The following is an 18,426-nucleotide window of genomic DNA, read 5'->3' as shown; positions in this document are numbered from 1 at the left end:
AAAGTCACGAACCCAGGGGCGGCAAGCGGGCGGCGATGTCCTCCACCAGTTGCTGCGCCAGCACGCGCTTGGAAGCACGGGGCAACTCCCGGTGACCCTCCGCATCCACTAGTAACAGGGCATTGTCATCCATCCCAAAAGTGGCAGGGCCGATGTTGCCCACCAGCAGCGGTACCCCTTTGCGCACGCGCTTGGCCGTCGCATGGGCCAGCAGATCATGGCTCTCCGCCGCAAAACCGACACAGAACAAATCGCCTGCGAGGGCATGCGATGACTTCGCCACCGCAGCCAGAATGTCGGGGTTCTCGACAAAACCCAGGGTCGGCGTCTGGCCCGATCCGTCCTTCTTGATCTTCTGGGAAGACTGGCTGGCAGGCCGCCAGTCCGCCACGGCAGCCGTGGCAATGAACACCGAAGCCGCCTGTACATGCCGTTCCACCGCCGCCAACATTTCCTCGGCCGACAGCACATTCACACGGCGCACGCCACGCGGAGTGGGCACATGCACAGGCCCGGCCACCAAAGTGACATCGGCTCCGGCCTCGCGGGCCGCGCGGGCGATGGCAAAGCCCATCTTCCCGCTTGAAAGGTTGGTGATACCGCGCACAGGGTCGATGGCCTCAAAAGTGGGGCCCGCCGTCACCAGCACCTTGCGCCCCGCCAGGACCTTGGGCGCGAAGAAGGCAATTAACTCCTCAAGTAGCTCCCCAGGTTCCAACATACGGCCATCGCCGGTCTCGCCACAAGCCTGGTCGCCGTTGCCCACACCCAGCACCACCGCACCATCCTGCGCAACCTGGGCCAGGTTGCGCTGCGTGGCTGGGTGAGCCCACATCTCACGGTTCATGGCGGGTGCCAGCAACAACGGCACCTGTTGCGCCGGACGTGCCAGGCACAGCAGGCTCAACAACTCATCCGCCCGCCCCTGCACCAGCCGCGCGATGAAATCCGCACTGCAGGGCGCAATCAGGATGGCATCGGCCTCACGGCTCAGGTTGATGTGGGGCATGTTGTTGGGCTCGCGCGCATCCCACTGCGAGCCATACACAGGGCGACCGGACAGGGCCTGCATGGTGACCGGCGTGATGAATTGCTCAGCCGCTTCGGTCATGACGACCTGCACGGTGGCCCCCTCCTTGACGAGCTGGCGGCACAGATCAGCCGCCTTGTAGCAAGCCACGCCCCCACTCAGACCCAGAACAATGTGTTTGCCAGCAAGCTCATTCATGGAGCGAATTTAGCAGACGGGGGTGACCCTGCCGGCCGGGGTGCTGCCGGGGTGCCATCTATAATCCCAATTTCCCACCACCAAAAAAGACATGACCAAATTTGTCTTCGTCACCGGCGGTGTGGTGTCTTCCCTCGGTAAGGGAATCGCCTCAGCCTCCCTTGCCGCGATCCTCGAATCGCGGGGACTCAAAGTCACCCTCATCAAGCTTGACCCCTACATCAACGTAGATCCGGGCACCATGTCGCCGTTCCAGCACGGCGAGGTTTTTGTGACCGACGACGGTGCAGAAACCGACCTCGACCTGGGCCACTATGAGCGTTTCATCGAAACGCGCATGAAGAAAACCAACAACTTCACCACGGGCAAGATTTACCAGTCCGTGCTGGAGAAGGAGCGCCGCGGCGACTACCTGGGCAAGACCGTGCAGGTCATCCCGCACGTCACCAACGAAATCCAGGAATTCATCAAGCGCGGCGCTGGCATCGGCACGCCGGACGCTGTGGATGTGGCCATTGTCGAAATCGGCGGCACGGTAGGCGACATCGAATCGCTGCCGTTCCTGGAAGCCGTGCGCCAGATGAGCCTGCGCATGGGCCCCAACAATGCGGCCTTCGTGCACCTGACCTACCTGCCCTGGATCGCAGCAGCGGGCGAGCTCAAGACCAAGCCCACCCAGCACACCGTGCAGAAGCTGCGCGAAATCGGTATCCAGGCCGACGCCCTGCTGTGCCGCGCCGACCGCCGCATTCCCGAGGAAGAGCGCGCCAAGATCTCGCTGTTTACCAACGTGCCCGAATGGGGCGTGATCAGCATGTGGGATGTGGACACCATCTACAAGGTGCCCCGCATGCTGCACGAGCAGGGCCTGGACGGACTGATCTGCGACAAGCTGCGTCTGAACACGCCGCCCACCAGCCTCAAGCGCTGGGACGACCTGGTGCACGAAACCGAGCACCCACAAGGCGAAGTCACCATCGCGATGGTGGGCAAGTATGTGGACCTTTCGGACAGCTACAAGTCCGTCAACGAAGCCCTGCGCCACGCCGGCATGCGCAACCATGTGCGCGTGAAGATCGACCATGTCGATTCTGAAACCATCGACAGTGCAGAGGCTGTGGCCAAACTGGCCAAGTACGACGCCATCCTGGTGCCCGGCGGCTTTGGCCAACGCGGTGTGGAAGGCAAGATCGCCACGGCCCAGTTTGCCCGCGAGCGCAAGGTGCCCTACCTGGGCATCTGCCTGGGTATGCAGGTGGCGACCATCGAATACGCGCGCCATGTGGCGGGCCTGGCGAACGCCAACAGCACCGAGTTCGACCCCACCACACCGCACCCCGTGATCGCCCTGATCACCGAGTGGAAAGATGCAGACGGCACGATCAAGAAGCGCGATGAAAACTCGGACCTGGGCGGCACCATGCGCCTGGGTGCACAAAGCTCTGACGTATCGGCCAACACTCTGGCCCACAGCATCTACGGAGATGTGGTGACCGAGCGCCACCGCCACCGCTATGAAGCCAACGTGAACTACCTGGACCAGCTGCGCAAGGCGGGTCTGGTGATCTCGGCGCTTACGCAGCGTGAAGAACTCACCGAAATCGTGGAGTTGCCGCAAAACGTGCACCCCTGGTTCATCGGCGTGCAATTTCACCCTGAGTTCAAGTCCACGCCCTGGAACGGCCACCCGCTGTTCAATGCCTTCATCAAGGCGGCGGTGGAACACCAGAAGCAAGCGGCGAAAGCCTGAGGAAAACGGCCATGCAACTGTGCGGATTCGACGTCGACCTCCACCAGCGCTTTTTCCTGATCGCGGGCACCTGCTCCATTGAAGGTTTGCAGATGTCGCTCGACGTCGCAGGCCAGCTCAAGGAAACCTGCTCCGCCTTGGGCATCCCGCTGATCTACAAGGGCTCGTTCGACAAGGCCAACCGCTCGTCCGGCTCCAGCCAGCGTGGTGTGGGGCTGGAGGCGGGTCTCAAGATCCTGAATGAGGTGCGCCGCCAGTTGCAGTTGCCCATCCTGACCGATGTGCACGACACGGCTCAGGTGGCCGAAGTGGCCAGCGTGGTCGATGTGCTGCAGACGCCCGCATTCCTGTGCCGCCAGACCGACTTCATCCGTGCCGTGGCGCAGTCCGGCAAGCCGGTGAACATCAAGAAGGGCCAGTTCCTCGCACCCTGGGACATGAAGAACGTCATCGACAAAGCCCGTGCTGCCGCGCTGGAAGTTGGCCTGTCGGAAGACCGGTTTCTGGCCTGCGAACGCGGTGTGAGCTTTGGCTACAACAATCTGGTGGCCGACATGACCAGCCTGGCCGAGATGCGCAAGTCTGGCGCGCCGGTGGTGTTTGACGTGACCCATTCGGTGCAAAAACCTGGTGGGCTTGGCGCTGTGAGCGGCGGCGCGCGCGACATGGTTCCTGTGCTGGCCCGCGCCGGTGTGGCTGCGGGCGTGGCAGGGCTGTTCATGGAAACCCACCCCAAGCCCGCTGAGGCCTGGTCGGACGGGCCCAATGCCGTGCCCCTCAAGCACATGAAGGCGTTGCTGGAGACCTTGGTGGCGCTGGACGACATCACAAAGAAAAACGGATTCCTCGAAAACAACTTCAACTGACAGGACGAAAAAATGGCCGTCGCCTACATCATCGTAGACATGAAAGTGACTGACCCCGAGCAGTACAAGCTGTACATGGCCGCCGCCCCCGCTGCGGTGAAAGCCCATGGTGGCGAATACCTGGTTCGCGGCGGAAAGTTCGAGACTTTGGAAGGCGACTGGACGCCAGCACGAGTGGCCATGCTTCGTTTCCCCAGTTTCGACAATGCCAAGGCTTTCTACGACGCCGAGTTGTACCGGGCCGCGCGCGCCAAGCGCGAAGGCGCCACCGAGTTTTTCAATATGGTGCTGGTCGAAGGCGTAGACGCCCCGGTCTGACCCCTATCTATCCAAAGGAAAAAAATGAGCGCAATCGTTGACATCGTAGGCCGCGAAGTTCTGGACAGCCGCGGCAATCCCACCGTCGAATGCGACGTGCTGCTGGAATCGGGCGTGATGGGGCGCGCCGCCGTGCCTTCGGGCGCATCCACCGGCAGCCGCGAAGCCATTGAAATGCGCGATGGCGACAAGAGCCGGTACCTGGGCAAGGGCGTGCTCAAGGCCGTGGAGCACATCAACACCGAAATCAGCGAAGCCGTGCTGGGCCTGGACGCCTCCGAGCAGGCCTTCCTGGACAAGACCCTGATCGACCTCGACGGCACCGAGAACAAGAGCCGCCTGGGCGCCAACGCCATGCTCGCCGTCTCGATGGCCGTGGCCCGTGCCGCTGCCGAAGAATCCGGTCTGCCGTTGTACCGCTACCTGGGCGGCATGGGCAGCGTGCAGTTGCCCGTGCCCATGATGAACGTGATCAATGGCGGCGCGCACGCCAACAACAGCCTGGACCTGCAGGAGTTCATGATCATCCCCGTGGGCGCTCCCACCTTCCGCGAAGCCGTGCGCTGGGGCGCCGAAGTGTTCCACGCGCTCAAGAAGATTATCCACGACAAGGGCATGAGTACCGCCGTGGGCGACGAAGGCGGCTTTGCCCCCAGCGTCGAGAACCACGAAGCGGCCATCCGCCTCATCCTGCAAGCCATTGAAGCCGCAGGCTACACGGCCGGCGAGCAGATCGCCCTGGGCCTGGACTGCGCTGCGAGCGAGTTCTACAAGGACGGCCACTACGTGCTGGAAGGCGAAGGGGGCCTGAAGCTGACTGCCCAGCAATGGACCGACATGCTGGCCGCCTGGGTCGACAAGTACCCGATCATCAGCATCGAAGACGGCATGCACGAAGGCGACTGGGACGGCTGGAAGCACCTGACCGAACGCCTGGGCGACAAGGTACAGCTGGTGGGTGACGACCTGTTCGTGACCAATACCAAGATCCTGAAGGAAGGCATCGACAAGCGCATCGCCAACTCGATCCTCATCAAGATCAACCAGATCGGCACGCTGACCGAAACCTTCGCTGCCATCGAGATGGCCAAGCGCGCCGGCTACACCGCCGTGATCTCGCACCGCTCGGGCGAAACCGAAGACAGCACCATTGCCGACATCGCTGTGGGCACCAACGCTGGCCAGATCAAGACGGGCTCGCTGTCGCGCTCGGACCGCATCGCCAAATACAACCAGCTGCTGCGCATCGAGGAAGACCTGGGCGAAATCGCTCAGTACCCTGGCCGCGCTGCGTTCTACAACCTGAAATGAAGCTCCCTCTGAGCCGCTTCGCGCCTTCCCCCGCTCCTGCGGGAGGGGGACGCACCCAGTGGCCCGGTCAAGCCGGTTCCACGGGTGCACTGGCGTGCAGCGCGCCCAGGACACAGGCATGGCCTGCTGCAGCCGGTCGGACGGCGCGGCATCGCACCAAGGACTGAACCGCCGCCATGGGCTCCCGCATAGTGCCTGTCATCCTGCTGGCTCTGCTGGCAGCACTGCACGCCCAGCTCTGGCTGGGGCGTGGCAGTGTTCCGCGCGTCAACGAGATGCAGCGGCAGATTGATGTGCAAAAGGTCGCCAATGACCAGGCCCGGCAGGCCAACGAGCGCTTGTCTTCCGAGGTGCACGACCTCAAGGAAGGGCTCGACATGGTGGAAGAGAAGGCGCGCAGCGAATTGGGCATGGTCAAGCCCAACGAGGTCTACGTGCAGTTCACGCCACGCTGAGCCCGTGCGTTTGCACTCCGAGGTTCAGTGACCCTCCCCCAAAAAACCGCCGTTCGGATGTCTTGACGACGGCACAGGGGGCGACGCCCCATCTTCTGACCACCTGCCCCCGTGCCCTCCTCGCCCACCATCGTTCTGCTCGGCGCGCCCGGCACTGGAGCCCAGGCGTTGAGCAACGCGCTGCACATGCAGCTTGCCGCCGGTTCCGTACACATTCTCTGCAACCCTGCCCTGTGCGGCCTGCCCCCTGAGGAAGTCATTGAGGCCAGCCTGATTCTGCTGATGGGGCTGGATCTGCCCTGCCCCGCTGGCGAACGGGCGGCGCAGGAGGCAGTCGACGCACGTTTGCGTGTGGATCTGGCCCAGGCTGGCATGGGCTATCGGGTGGTGTATGGGCATGGCGAGCAACGCATTGCCAATGCACTGATTGCTATTAAAAATATAGCAATAAATACTCACCAATCAAGCACCAGGGGCATTTTTGACCCAAAATCCGATGCCAGCACCCGCACACCGGCCCGTCTTCGAGCCTGGAACTGCGAAAAATGCAGCGACCCTGAATGCGAGTACCGCCTGTTCACCGCGCTCACGGGGCGAGACACACGCACCACCTGAATCCTGGCAACCCAGGGCACATCCCCCGAAAATGCGTGCTGGGGAGGGGGTGGCGCGACGGCACTCAGGCTTGCTGCACGAGGCCGCGCTTGAGTTCCTTGAGCAGCAGCACCACCTGGCTGGAGCCATAGCGGTACCCGCCGTGGAGCACCTGCACGGCCTTCTCCCATTCCCCTTGCTGGGCCCATTCCACCAGCACCGCGGCCTGTTCGTGAAAGTACTGGTGGCGCGCCATCAGCACTGCATAGGCAGGCTGGTCGCCCAGCAATTCCCCGCCCACGCCATGCAGCCACCGCCCGAGCGCGCCACGGTCGCTGCGGCGCACCTCCGCAGGGTCCAGGCCCTCGCTGGTGCGGCCTTCGAGGTAGTCCATGAGGTGGGCTTTCCAGCGCTCGTGGGCATTGATCGCTGCGTCGATGTCGAGGGCCGCAAGCACAGTGTCCGCACGCAGCGAGTCCGGCGCGCCTGCGGCACGGCTGCTGTCGCACAGCTCCAGCGAAGGCACAGCCTCCCGCCCTCGGGCGCCCACAAATACACGACGTAAGAAATCCATAGCCCCTCTTGCCACACCATGCGGCGCAGCTGCCAGGTGTCCTATGGAGCGCCCTGCAGAGAACCTCGTGTGTGAAAGGCGCCCATCTTAGGCGCGCAGAGCGGGGGAAAACGCGCGCGATTGTCAACGATGGTCATCCGCCCGATGCCTCGGCCGGCCGCTGCAGCTCCATGGCGGCAACGGGCGCTGGGACGCCTACTGGATGCCGGTCGGCCCCGGCGGCTGGGTGGCGGTGGGTGGCAGAAAAATCTGTGCGGCATCCACCGCATCGAAGCGGTACTGCTGGCCGCAGAACTCGCAGCCCACCTCGATGTCCTCGCGCTCTGCCAGGATGCTCTCGGCTTCTTCGATGCCCAGGTTGCGCAGCATGTTGCTCACGCGCTCACGGCTGCAGGTGCAGGCAAAACGCGGTCCGCTGGCACCCTGCTGGGGTTCGAAGCGCAGCAGCTTTTCCTCCCAGAACAGGCGGCGCAGGATAGTGTCCACATCCAGCGTCAGCAGTTCCTCGCGGGTCAGGCTGGCGGCCAGGTGGGCAATGCGGTTGTAGTCTTCGTTGTGGCCGATCTGGTCTTCGTTCTCGCGGTGCGAGAGGCCCGAGGCCAGGTTGCCCTCGCCCTTGATCGGCATGCGCTGGATCAGCAGGCCGGCGGCCACCTGGTCGTTGGCGCCCAGCACCAGGATGGTGTCGAGCTGCTCGGATTGCAGCATGTAGTGCTGCAACACGTCGGACAGGCGCTCCAGCTTCTCGTGGCGGTCGCCGTACAGCGGAACCACGCCCTGATAGGGCCGCTGTCCGGGGTGGCGGTCCTTGGGGTCCAGCGTGATGGCGCAGCGGCCACCGCCCCCCACATTCACCATCTGGCTCAGCGGTGCGCCTTCTGGCACTTCGCCATTGAGGGTGGCCGTGGCACGCAGGCTCAGGTCCGACTGCACTTCGGCCACAGCCAGTTTCACGGGGCCGTCGCCAAACACCTGCAGCACCAGCGCGCCATTGAACTTGATATTGGACTGCATGAGCACGCCTGCAGCGGCCATTTCGCCCAGCAGCTCGCTCACGGGTGCGGGGTAAGCGCCGTTGGCGGTGTTGCCCGCACGGCGGCGCAGGATTTCGGTCCAGGCATCGGTCAGGCGCACGACCATGCCACGCACGGGCAGGCCTTCGAAAAGAAACTTGTGGAGTTCAGACACGCAGGGGTTCCAGGAGAAAAAATGGGCCGCAGCAACGAAAGAAAGCGGCCGCTGCTCAGGCGAGTTTGTGCAGGCCGTTGTGGTAACGGCGGGCGTTGTCGATGTAGTGCCGGGCGCTCTCGCGCAGGCCTTCGATCTGCTCGGGGGTCAGTTCGCGCACCGCCTTGGCGGGGCTGCCGATGATCATGGAACCATCCGGGAATTCCTTGCCCTCGGTGACCAGCGCACCCGCGCCCACCAGGCAGTTTTTGCCGATCTTCGCGCCATTGAGCACCACGGCGCCAATGCCGATCAGCGACTCGTCGCCGATGGTGCAACCGTGCAGCATGACCTGGTGGCCCACCGTCACACGCTCGCCCACCACCAGGGGCTTGCCAATGTCGGCGTGCAGCACGCTGGCATCCTGGATGTTGGAACCGGCACCAATAGTGATGGTCTCCGTATCACCCCGGATCACCGTGCCAAACCACACGCTGGTGTCTTCGCCAAGCACCACATTGCCCATCACCTGGGCGCTGTCCGCCACCCAGGCCGATGCAGCCAACTGGGGCACCATGCCATCGAGTTCGTAAATCGCCATGCACCACTCCGAAAAAGGGGAAAGGCCAGCGTTTGCGCAAGCCCAGGGAAGTCGCCAGTCGTTACAAAGCGTGCGCAGTGTTCCGAATGGCAGGGCCTAGAATTGTAAGGATGGAGCTTCGCCACCGTGCATTGCAGGTCTTGTGCCTCGCCGACCCTGAACAAAAAGCGGCTGCAGCGCTGGATCTGCATGCGCAAGCAGCTATATTTTCAGTAGCAGAAAAAGCCCCCTCGCCCCCATCGGACGCCAGCGCACTGCCCGGTCGGCCCGAGCGGCCGTCGCTGCTTCGCCATACCGACGTCGCCCGCCGTTCGCCCGCCACCGCACAGGGGCGAGCCATCCTGATTCACGCCATTGCGCACATTGAGTTCAACGCCATCAATCTGGCGCTGGATGCCGTGTGGCGCTTTGATGGCATGCCCCGCGACTACTACACCGACTGGATGCTTGTGGCTGGCGAAGAGGCCCGGCACTTCCGCTTGCTGCGCGACCACCTGCGCAGCCAGGGGCATGACTATGGCGACTTTCCGGCCCACCAGGGCCTGTGGACGATGTGCGAGAAGACCCAGCACGACATCCTGGCCCGGATGGCCCTGGTGCCGCGCACACTGGAGGCCCGCGGATTGGACGCGACGCCGCAGATCCAGGCCAAGCTGCGCCAGGTGGGCACGCCCGACGCGCTGGCCGCCGTGGACATTCTCGACATCATCCTGCGCGACGAAGTGGGCCATGTGGCCATCGGCAACCACTGGTACCGCTGGCTGTGCGAGCGCCAAGGGGTGGACCCGGAGGCCCACTACGGCACCCTGGTCAAGCTGTACGAGGCCCCACGCCTGAAACCACCGTTCAACGAAACCGCCCGCCGCAAGGCAGGGTTCACCGACAACGAGTTGCGCTGGCTCCAGCAAATCTGAATTCCTGTGGTTACAGCGCGGGCCGGCAGCGGCTCCTACAATCCGCCGCGCCAGGCACCACTGACACTGGCCCCTCTTTCTTCGATACTCCCACCATGACCTCACCCTCCGCCCCCGGAACCCCCCCAGCCCCCCCCTCCGGCAGCCAGACCTCCGTCGCCATGATCGCGCGGCAGGCCATCGTGAATGCGCAGCAGGTGGTGGTTGGCTACGAGCTGTTCAATCGCTCGCGCAGCGGTGCGGCGCATACGGCCGCCACCGATGTGATCCTGGTCTTCACGGCGCTCTCACACGCGGGCACCGAAGAACTGGTGGGCAAGAAGCTCATCTTCGTGAACTGCACGCATGAAAGCCTTTCCGGGGGCCACCTCGAACTGGTGGAGCCCGACAAGGTGGTGCTGGAAATCCCCCCGCTGGGCCACACGGCGGCCGAAGAAGTTGCCACGCGCATGCCCATCCTGGCAGAGCTGCGCGACCGGGGTTTTCACCTAGCGTTCAACCACACGGTGCTGCAGTCGGCTTACGCCCCGTGGCTGCCGCTGGCGGACTACATCAAGCTCGATCTTTCGGTGCTGGCCGCCGACCAGCTGGCGGTGCTCATCAGCTATGCAGGCCGCCATTGCCAGGCCGAGCTGATCGCGGAAAAAGTGGAAACCGCCCAACAGTACGACATGGTGTCCAGCCAGGGAGTGCAGCTGTTCCAGGGCTACTGGTTCGCTCGCCCCGCGCTGGTGGAGGCCAAGCTGCTCACCCCGTCGCAGGCCAGCATCATCGAACTCATCAACCAGGTGCGCAAACAGGCCAGCACCGATGACATCGAGGACACACTCAAGAAGGACGCCGGCCTGGCCTTCAACCTGATGCGCCTGATCAACTCCGCGGGTTTTGGCCTGACGCGCGAGATCACATCCTTTCGCCAGGCCGTCATGCTCATGGGGCTCAAGAAACTGTTCCGCTGGGCGGCGCTGCTGCTCACGGCATCGCGTACCAGCGGCACGCCGTCGTCGGTGGGCCAGACCGCCGTCGAGCGCGGCCGCCTGATGGAACTGCTGGCCCTGGAGACCCTGCCGCCCGAGGAAGCCGACCAGGCCTTTGTGGTGGGCATTTTCTCGTTGCTGGACGTGATGCTGTCCATGCCCATGGAGTCCGCGCTGGGCCTGCTCAACGTGCCCGAGCCCGTGGCGGCGGCGTTGCTGCGGCGCGAAGGCTTCCTGGGAGACCTGCTGACCCTGGCCGAAGCCTGCGAGTCCAGCGACGATGTCGTTTTTGACCGCACGGCGGGCCTGCTGCACCTGACCAGCCAGCAGATCAACTTTGCGCACCTTCAGGCCCTGGCCTGGGCCGACCAGCTCGCTGCCTGAGTGCTCCACACATTGATTCATAGGCGAGCGCCGCGTGCCGGTCTAGAATCATTGCAGCGCCCAGCACTTCACCACCGCGGACCCCATGTCGACCACACCTGAACAAGACGCCCCCGAAGCTGCACCGACTGCGGTTGACCCCGTGGACGAAAACCTTGCCATCATCGCGCGCCAGGCCATCGTGGACGAATCCCGCGCCGTCTATGGCTATGAGCTGTTTGACCGGTCCACCGCCTCGGATGCGCACACGGCGGCCAGCGATGCCGCCCTGCTGTTCAACGCCCTGTCGTACGCTGGCACCGAGGCCCTGGTCGGCAAGAAGACGGTGTTCATCAACTGCACCCATGACAGCCTTTCGGGTGGACACCTCGAACTGATCCACCCCGAAAAGGTGGTGCTGGAAGTCCCCCCCCTGCCAGACAGCGCCACGCCCGAGGAAATCGAAGGCCGCATCCCCACACTGGAAGCCTTGCGCACCCGCGGCTTTCGCCTGGCGTTCGACCAGCAGGCCTTGCGCCGCGCCTACACCAGCTGGTTGCCGCTGGCGTCTTTCATCAAGCTGGACATGCAGGCCTTCAAGCCCGAGCTGGCGGGACCGCTGGTCAAGTTTTCCACCACCCACAGCAAGGCCACGCTGGTGGCCGAAAAGGTGGAAACCGCCGAACAGTACGAAATGATGCGCGACCTGGGGGTGAAACTGTTCCAGGGCTACTGGTTCGCACGCCCCTCGCTGGTGAAGGCCACCACCATCCGCCCTTCGCAGGCCACGATCATCCAGCTCATCAACCTGGTGCGCAAACAGGCCAGCACGGCGGAGATCGAAGACCTGCTCAAGAAAGACCCCACGCTGTCTTTCAACCTGCTGCGCTTCATCAACTCCTCGGGTTTTGGCCTGTCGTGCGAGATCACCTCGTTCCGCCATGCCGTGATGATCCTGGGCCTCAAGAAGCTTTTCCGCTGGGCAGCCCTGCTGATGACCACCTCCCGCGCCGGAGGGGCACCACCCGCTGTGGGCCAGACCGCCGTGGTGCGCGGGCGCCTCATGGAGCTGCTGGCCGGCGAGTTGCTGCCGCCCGAAGACTGCGACAACGCCTTTGTCGTGGGCGTGTTCTCCCTGCTCGACACCATGCTGGGGGTTCCGATTGAAAAGGCGCTGGAATCCGTCGCCCTGCCCGAGCCCGTGATGGATGCCCTGCTGCGCGGGACCGGTGTGTTTGCCCCGTTCCTGGAGCTGACCAAGGCCTGCGAAAGTGGTGATGAAGTGGCCTTTGCCAAGGCAGCCGATGCCTTGCACCTGTCCAACCGCCAGGTCAACTGGGCCCACCTGCAGGCCCTGACCTGGGCCGAGAGCCTCAACGAAGACTAGCCTCCCGGGGGCGGGAGCGCTCCTCGCTCCTTGCATTCGCCTGCACGGGCCCTGGCCATCCAGGGCCCTTCGTTTTTCAGGCGGTCATTGATTTCCCTGGATGCCCGCCGCGCGGATGATGCGCGCATTGCTCTCCGACTCCTGCGCGATCTGGCGCGCGAACTCCGCCGCCGTGCCACCGGTCGGCACGTTGTCCGTGGCTTCGAGCTTGCTGCGGATGTCAGGCAATGCCAGCGCCTTGTTCACCTCGGTGTTGATGCGCTCCAGCACAGCGGCGGGCGTCTGTGCTGGCGCATAGATGCCGAACAGCGACGACAGGTTGGCGGCGGGCTGACCCAGCTCCGCCAGCGTAGGCACCTGGGGCAACGAATCCAGCCGTGCCGGCGCACCCACCGCCAGTGGCTTGAGCTTGCCCGCCTTGATGTGCTGCAGCACGGCAGGCCCCGCATTGGTGGACAGCACCTCGAACTGCCCGCCCAGCGCGTCGTTCATCTGCTGGCCACCGCCCTTGTAGGGCACATGGGTGATCTGCACCTGGCTTTTGCCCATGATCTGCTCCACCATGATGTGGCCCAGCGACGCCTGCCCCGAGGTGGCCCAGCGCACGGCACCGGGCCGGGCCTGTGCGGTGGCGATCAGTTCCTTGAAATCCCCCGCCTTGCTGGCCGAGGTTCCGAGGAGCAGCACGGGCGAATACATCACGCTCACGACCGGTGCAATGTCCTTGTGGGGATCGAATGGAGATTTGCCAAGGTGCGGATTGAGCGCCAGCGGGCTCACCGCCGCAAAGCCCAGGGTGTAGCCGTCTGGCACTGCCTTGGCGACCGCATCCACGCCCAGGCTGCCACTCGCACCGGCCTTGTTCTCGATGACCACGGGGGTGCCCAGCTGCACCGCGAGTTTGTCGGCCAGCGCACGGGCCACGGTGTCGCTCACGCCGCCGGCGGGATAAGCAACCACAAGGCGGATGGGTTTGGCCGTGGGCCAGGCCTGCGCCACGGCCAGGGTGGCAGCGCCTATCAGCAACGCGCCGGTTATCAGTTTTTTCATGGATTTCCTTGTGAATACAAGCTGTAGATACAAACGGCAGACGGCCGCACTACCAGTGCCGATCCGCGCTATCCGCGCGGATGGTGCTGCGCATGCAGCGACTTGAGGCGTTCCCGCGCCACATGGGTGTAGATCGTGGTCGTGGAGATATCGGCGTGGCCCAGCAGCAGCTGCACCACACGCAGATCGGCACCATGGTTCAGCAAATGGGTGGCAAACGCGTGCCGCAGCGTATGGGGCGACAGTGGCACGGTGACGCCCGCCACCTGCGCCCATTTTTTCACGATGACCCAGAACATGACACGCGTCATGCCGCTGCCACGCTGGGTGACGAACAGGTCGTCCGTCTGCTGCCCGCCCAGGATGGCGCTGCGGCCCTCCTGCAGATAGCGGTCGAGCCACTGGCGGGCCACTTCGCCAAACGGAACAAGCCGCTCCTTGCTGCCCTTGCCCATCACCCGCAGCACACCTTCGTTCAGGCCCAGCTGGAACGTCTTGAGCGTCACCAGCTCCGTCACGCGCAGCCCGCTGGCGTACATCAGCTCCAGCATGGTGCGGTCGCGCAGGCCCAACGGGTTGCCGACGTCTGGCGCATTCAGCAGGGCCTCCACCTGCGCCTGCGACAAGGTCTTGGGCACACGCAGGGGCTGGCGCGCTGCCTGCAGCCGCACTGTAGGGTCGGCCGTGATGCGCCGCTCCCGCAGCGCCCAGTGAAAGTAGCGCCGCAGCACCGTGAGGCGCCGATTGGCCGAGGTGGCTCGGGTCTGCGCGTGGCGTGCCGCGAAGTAGCCCTGCAGGTGGTGCTCAGCCGTGTCATCAAGTGCCAGCGCAGGCTGCTGCGCGGCCAGCCAATGCGCATACAGCGTCAGGTCGCGCCGGTAGGCAGCCAGCGTGTTGCGTGAAAGGCCGTCCTCCAGCCAGAGGGCGTCCACAAAGGTATCGATCGCGTTCAGGCTGGCGGTGAGCATCCAAAAACAATAGCACGTAAAGCCCATGAAAAAAGCCGCCCATGGCAACGGGCGGCTTTGTGCAGGACGGAATGCGGTGCTGGTTATTCCAGCGTCAGCTTCTGCTTGACCACCACATCCTTGTACACGGCGAACTCTGCCTTGATCTGCTCGGCAAACTGCTCGGGCGTGTTGCCCAGCACGATGGAGCCGGTGTCTTCGATGCGTTTTTTCACGGCCGGGTCTTCCAGTGCCTTGCGCACGGCAGCGTTGACCTTGTCCACCACGTCCTTGGGCAGGCCCTTGGGGCCCACGATGCCGTAGTACGCCATGCGGTTCACGGGCTCCAGGCCCATTTCCTTGAAGGTGGGCACATTGGGCAAGGCGGCAACGCGTTGAGGCGCCGCCACCACGATGGGCACGAGGCGGTTTTCCTTGATGAAAGGCAGCGCCGAGGGCAGGTTGTCAAAAATCATGGGCACCTGGCCCGCCACCGTGTCGTTCAGGGCGGGGCCCGCACCGCGGTAGGGAATGTGCGTGACGAAGGTGCCCGAGAGGTTCTTGTACAGCTCCATCTGCAGGTGGCCAATGCCACCCGTGCCGGACGAAGAGTACGAATACTTGCCGGGCGACTTCTTGAGCTCGGCCACGAACGCCTTGTAGTCCTTGGCCGGGAAGCCCGGGTGCACCGCAATGATGTTGGGCGTGGCCGCAATGTTGATGATGGGCGTGAAGTCCGTCAGCGGGTTGTAGGGCGTCTTGGGGTTGATGGCCGGGTTGGCCGCCGTGGTGGACACGGTGGCCACGCCCAGCGTGTAGCCGTCCGGCGCCGAACGTGCCGTTTCCGACGCCCCCACAATGCCACCGCCACCGGCCTTGTTTTCCACGATCACGGATTGGCCCAGGGCTTTGCCCAGCGGGTCGGCAATCACGCGCGCAATGATGTCGGTGGTGCCACCGGGCGCAAACGGCACCTGCAGCTTGATCACCTTGTTGGGGTAGCCCTGGGCGGCTGCGGCCCCTGCGGCGGTAGCCAGTACGGTCAGTGCGAGCCATTGACGACGATGCATGGAGTTCTCCTTCGTGCGGGGTAACAAACAGCGCTGATGGTATGCGCAACCAGCCCCAAGGAGCCCTGCGGATTCCACATAAGGGCTAACCCGAAGGACTTGCCCCGCATCAAGTATTCTCGGTGCGTGAACTACGCCCAGCTCCTGATCCCGGACTTCTCCCTCATCCTTTGCGGCTACCTAATCTGCCGGTACACCGCCCTCAACCGCTCGGTGTGGCAGCCCGTGGAGAGCCTGGTGTACTACCTGCTGTTCCCCGTGCTGCTGTTCCAGTCCATCGTCAAGAGCCCGGTGGACATCGGCGCCGCGTCGGGCCTGATCGCTGCGGGTTTGACCATGGGTGTCACGGGCATTGCGCTGGCCTACAGCCTGCCGCACTGGCCGTGGCTGGGCAAACACATCGACGCACGCGACCACGCTGCCAGTGCGCAGGTGGCGTTCCGCTTCAACTCCTTCATTGGCCTGGCCATCGCCGAGCGCCTGGCAGGCTCGGAGGGCCTTCTCATGATTGCCGTGCTGATCGGCGTGTGTGTGCCGCTGTTCAACGTGGCGGCCGTGTGGCCCATGGCGCGGCATGGCCAGCACAGCTTTGCGCGCGAGCTGGTGCGCAACCCTCTCATCGTCGCCACGGTGTCGGGCCTGGTGGCAAACCTGCTGGGCTTTCAGATTCCGGAGTGGGCCAGCCCCACGGTCAGCCGCATCAGTGCCGCATCGCTGGCGCTGGGGCTGATGGCGGCGGGCGCGGGCCTGCAGTTTGGATTGCTCTCGCGCGGCAAGGCGCTGAGCGTGGCGGTGTTGTCCATCCGGCACCTGGTGCAGCCGCTGCTGGCCTTCGGCATGGCGCGCCTGTTCGGGCTGAACCCGGTGCAGACCACCATGCTGCTTGCGTTCTCGGCCCTGCCCACGGCCTCCACCTGCTATGTGCTGGCGGCGCGCATGGGCTACAACGGCCCCTATGTGGCCGGGCTGGTGACGCTGTCCACCCTGCTGGGCATGGTCAGCCTGCCATTTGCCCTGGGATTTCTGCGATGACCGATTCACACCCCGCCCCGCGTTCCGCCTCCTTGGTCTTGGCGCAGCGCCGCACCCTGATGGCGGGCCTGGCCGCAGTCGCGCTGGTGCCGCCGCTGGCGGGCTGCGGGCGCAAGGCCCCGCGCGCCCAGGCCGTGCCCACCGGTGCCACGGTGCTGGCGCTGGGTGATTCGTTGACCTCCGGCGTGGGCGCATCGGCAGACACCGCCTACCCGGTTGTGCTGGCGCGCCTGACGGGCTGGAAGGTGGTCAACGCAGGCGTATCGGGCGACACCTCGGTCCAGGCGCTCGAACGCCTGCCGGCCCTGCTGCAAAAACACCAGCCCGCACTCGTGATCGTGGGTATCGGCGGCAACGACTTCCTGCGCCGCCAGAGCGCCAGCGCCACCCGCGCCAACATCCGCCAGATCTGCACCGACGCGCAGTCCACTGGCGCCCAGGTGTTGCTGGTGGCCGTGCCCGAGCTGTCGCTTTTGGCGGCCTCCACCGGCCGGCTGAGCGACCACGCGCTGTACGAAGAAGTGGCGAGCGAGCTGAAAATCCCCCTGCACAGCAAAGGCTGGTCCGGCGTGCTGGCCGACGCGCGCCTGCGGTCCGACCAGATCCACGCCAATGCAGCGGGCTACGAGCGATTTGCGCAAGGGCTGGTGGAAACGCTCAAGGACACCGGACTGCTGGCACGGTAAAGCCACACAAGGTCACGGTTCAAATACTCATTTTTTGATAGCTACCAGCGCTTATCCATCAAGCGCTAGCATCCATTTTTACTCAAGATTCAGCGCCCAGGCCACATGCTCACGCACCAGCTCGCTGGGGTCCTGGGCGCGGGACTGCAGCGCCGCACGCACCGCTTCATCCCCGGTGGCACGCAGCGCGTTGCCTAGCGCCACGGCCACGTTGCGCAGCCAGCGCTCGTGGCCAATGCGGCGGATGGGGCCGCCCTCGGTCATGCGCAAAAAGGTGGCCTCGTCCCATGCAAACAGGTGCACCAGCTGCTGGCCCGCCAGGCCCTTGCGCTCGTCAAAGTCGGGCAACCGGCTGACCTGTGCGAACTTGTTCCAGGGGCAGATGAGCTGGCAGTCATCGCAGCCGTAGATGCGGTTGCCCATCAGCGGGCGCAGCTCCAGAGGAATGGGCCCGGCGTGTTCGATCGTGAGGTACGAAATGCAGCGCCGCGCATCGAGCCGGTGCGGCGCAATGATGGCCTGCGTCGGGCACACGTCGATGCAGGCACTGCAGCTGCCGCAGTGGGCCGTGACCGGTTCGCTCGCGGGCAGAGCCATGTCCACATAAATCTCACCCAGAAAGAACATCGACCCCGCCTCGCGGTTGAGCACCAGCGTGTGTTTTCCCCGCCAGCCCTGGCCGCTGCGCGCGGCCAGCTCGGCCTCCAGCACGGGCGCCGAGTCGGTGAACACGCGGTGGCCGAAGGGGCCGATGGCCTCGGCGATGCGGTCGCTGAGTTTTTGCAGGCGCGCGCGCAGCACCTTGTGATAGTCCCGCCCCCGGGCATAGACCGAGACGATGCCTTCCTGCGGGCGCGCCAGACGCCCCCATTCAAACGCCTGCCATGCCCCCGGCGCCTGCCTGCCCGTGTTTCCGGGCAAATAATCCATGCGCGCCGTGATCACGCTCACGGTGCCGGGCACCAGTTCGGCCGGGCGGGCGCGTTTGAGACCATGCGATGCCATGTAATGCATGTCACCATGGAAGCCCTGCGCCAGCCAGGCCGAAAGACCGGGCTCTGCCGCAGACAAGTCCACCCCCGCCACGCCGATTTGGGAAAATCCCAGTTCGCGGGCCCACGCCTGCATTTGAGGAA

General features: G+C 64.6%; 19 protein-coding genes. 11 read left to right on the top strand and 8 right to left on the bottom strand.

Features of this window, described 5'->3' with window-relative positions:
- Positions 1 to 4 precede the first annotated feature (4 nt).
- Complete coding sequence (coaBC, locus tag IB243_RS08045) at positions 5 to 1,228, bottom strand: bifunctional phosphopantothenoylcysteine decarboxylase/phosphopantothenate--cysteine ligase CoaBC (RefSeq protein ID WP_192426153.1); 1,224 nt, start codon at positions 1,226 to 1,228, stop codon at positions 5 to 7.
- Positions 1,229 to 1,319: 91 nt separating this feature from the next.
- Between coaBC and IB243_RS08040 the strand changes: the two genes are divergently transcribed.
- From IB243_RS08040 to IB243_RS08015, 6 genes are all read left to right on the top strand, one after another.
- A complete protein-coding gene (locus IB243_RS08040) occupies positions 1,320 to 2,978 on the top strand; it encodes a CTP synthase (protein ID WP_192426151.1) in 1,659 nt (552 codons plus the stop codon).
- A gap of 11 nt (positions 2,979 to 2,989) precedes the next feature.
- A complete protein-coding gene (gene kdsA, locus IB243_RS08035; RefSeq protein ID WP_192426149.1) occupies positions 2,990 to 3,844 on the top strand; it encodes a 3-deoxy-8-phosphooctulonate synthase in 855 nt (284 codons plus the stop codon).
- 12 nt (positions 3,845 to 3,856) lie between these two features.
- Positions 3,857 to 4,162: a DUF1330 domain-containing protein gene (locus tag IB243_RS08030; protein ID WP_010464003.1), complete on the top strand. Its 306-nt coding sequence runs from the start codon at positions 3,857 to 3,859 to the stop codon at positions 4,160 to 4,162.
- A gap of 24 nt (positions 4,163 to 4,186) precedes the next feature.
- Positions 4,187 to 5,473 (top strand): phosphopyruvate hydratase, encoded by a 1,287-nt coding sequence (eno, locus tag IB243_RS08025; RefSeq protein ID WP_010464002.1) that lies wholly within the window; start codon positions 4,187 to 4,189, stop codon positions 5,471 to 5,473.
- 176 nt (positions 5,474 to 5,649) lie between these two features.
- Positions 5,650 to 5,928, top strand: a complete 279-nt coding sequence (locus IB243_RS08020) for a septum formation initiator family protein (RefSeq protein ID WP_010464001.1) — start codon at positions 5,650 to 5,652, stop codon at positions 5,926 to 5,928.
- Between the two features lie 111 nt (positions 5,929 to 6,039).
- Positions 6,040 to 6,543 carry a hypothetical protein gene (locus IB243_RS08015; protein WP_192426147.1) on the top strand — a complete coding sequence of 168 codons (504 nt, stop codon included), beginning with the start codon at positions 6,040 to 6,042 and terminating at the stop codon, positions 6,541 to 6,543.
- 64 nt (positions 6,544 to 6,607) lie between these two features.
- Here the strand turns inward: IB243_RS08015 and IB243_RS08010 are convergent, their stop codons facing one another.
- The 3 genes from IB243_RS08010 to IB243_RS08000 form a co-directional block, all read right to left on the bottom strand.
- Positions 6,608 to 7,096: a CZB domain-containing protein gene (locus tag IB243_RS08010; protein ID WP_192426146.1), complete on the bottom strand. Its 489-nt coding sequence runs from the start codon at positions 7,094 to 7,096 to the stop codon at positions 6,608 to 6,610.
- Positions 7,097 to 7,291: 195 nt separating this feature from the next.
- A complete protein-coding gene (locus tag IB243_RS08005; RefSeq protein ID WP_010463998.1) occupies positions 7,292 to 8,284 on the bottom strand; it encodes an Hsp33 family molecular chaperone HslO in 993 nt (330 codons plus the stop codon).
- 55 nt (positions 8,285 to 8,339) lie between these two features.
- Positions 8,340 to 8,864, bottom strand: coding sequence for a gamma carbonic anhydrase family protein (locus IB243_RS08000; RefSeq protein WP_010463997.1), 525 nt, complete (start codon positions 8,862 to 8,864; stop codon positions 8,340 to 8,342).
- 110 nt (positions 8,865 to 8,974) lie between these two features.
- Between IB243_RS08000 and IB243_RS07995 the strand changes: the two genes are divergently transcribed.
- From IB243_RS07995 to IB243_RS07985, 3 genes are all read left to right on the top strand, one after another.
- A complete protein-coding gene (locus IB243_RS07995) occupies positions 8,975 to 9,778 on the top strand; it encodes a ferritin-like domain-containing protein (RefSeq protein ID WP_192426144.1) in 804 nt (267 codons plus the stop codon).
- Positions 9,779 to 9,873: 95 nt separating this feature from the next.
- Positions 9,874 to 11,139 carry an HDOD domain-containing protein gene (locus IB243_RS07990; RefSeq protein ID WP_029414088.1) on the top strand — a complete coding sequence of 422 codons (1,266 nt, stop codon included), beginning with the start codon at positions 9,874 to 9,876 and terminating at the stop codon, positions 11,137 to 11,139.
- A gap of 85 nt (positions 11,140 to 11,224) precedes the next feature.
- Positions 11,225 to 12,505 (top strand): EAL and HDOD domain-containing protein, encoded by a 1,281-nt coding sequence (locus IB243_RS07985; RefSeq protein ID WP_010463994.1) that lies wholly within the window; start codon positions 11,225 to 11,227, stop codon positions 12,503 to 12,505.
- Positions 12,506 to 12,589: 84 nt separating this feature from the next.
- Here the strand turns inward: IB243_RS07985 and IB243_RS07980 are convergent, their stop codons facing one another.
- From IB243_RS07980 to IB243_RS07970, 3 genes are all read right to left on the bottom strand, one after another.
- Entirely contained in the window at positions 12,590 to 13,555 is a 966-nt protein-coding gene (locus IB243_RS07980) for a tripartite tricarboxylate transporter substrate binding protein (protein ID WP_192426143.1), read from the bottom strand.
- A 68-nt stretch (positions 13,556 to 13,623) separates the two neighbouring features.
- Entirely contained in the window at positions 13,624 to 14,523 is a 900-nt protein-coding gene (xerD, locus tag IB243_RS07975) for a site-specific tyrosine recombinase XerD (protein ID WP_192426142.1), read from the bottom strand.
- Between the two features lie 83 nt (positions 14,524 to 14,606).
- The gene (locus IB243_RS07970) at positions 14,607 to 15,572 is read right to left on the bottom strand and encodes a tripartite tricarboxylate transporter substrate binding protein BugE (protein ID WP_192426141.1); all 966 of its coding nucleotides are present in this window, start codon (positions 15,570 to 15,572) and stop codon (positions 14,607 to 14,609) included.
- Positions 15,573 to 15,698: 126 nt separating this feature from the next.
- Between IB243_RS07970 and IB243_RS07965 the strand changes: the two genes are divergently transcribed.
- Together IB243_RS07965 and IB243_RS07960 are read left to right on the top strand one after the other, a co-directional pair.
- Positions 15,699 to 16,604, top strand: coding sequence for an AEC family transporter (locus IB243_RS07965; protein WP_192426140.1), 906 nt, complete (start codon positions 15,699 to 15,701; stop codon positions 16,602 to 16,604).
- A complete protein-coding gene (locus IB243_RS07960) occupies positions 16,601 to 17,290 on the top strand; it encodes a GDSL-type esterase/lipase family protein (RefSeq protein ID WP_192426139.1) in 690 nt (229 codons plus the stop codon). Before IB243_RS07965 ends, IB243_RS07960 begins: the two co-directional genes overlap by 4 nt.
- A 78-nt stretch (positions 17,291 to 17,368) precedes the next feature.
- Here the strand turns inward: IB243_RS07960 and queG are convergent, their stop codons facing one another.
- Positions 17,369 to 18,418 carry a tRNA epoxyqueuosine(34) reductase QueG gene (gene queG / locus IB243_RS07955; protein ID WP_192426362.1) on the bottom strand — a complete coding sequence of 350 codons (1,050 nt, stop codon included), beginning with the start codon at positions 18,416 to 18,418 and terminating at the stop codon, positions 17,369 to 17,371.
- Between the last annotated feature and the right edge of the window lie 8 nt (positions 18,419 to 18,426).

Source organism: Acidovorax sp. ACV01 (assembly GCF_014851495.1).
Lineage (GTDB): Bacteria > Pseudomonadota > Gammaproteobacteria > Burkholderiales > Burkholderiaceae_C > Acidovorax > Acidovorax radicis.
Note: the sequence above shows the minus strand (reverse complement) of the source record. Positions and strands in the feature narration are given on the sequence as shown.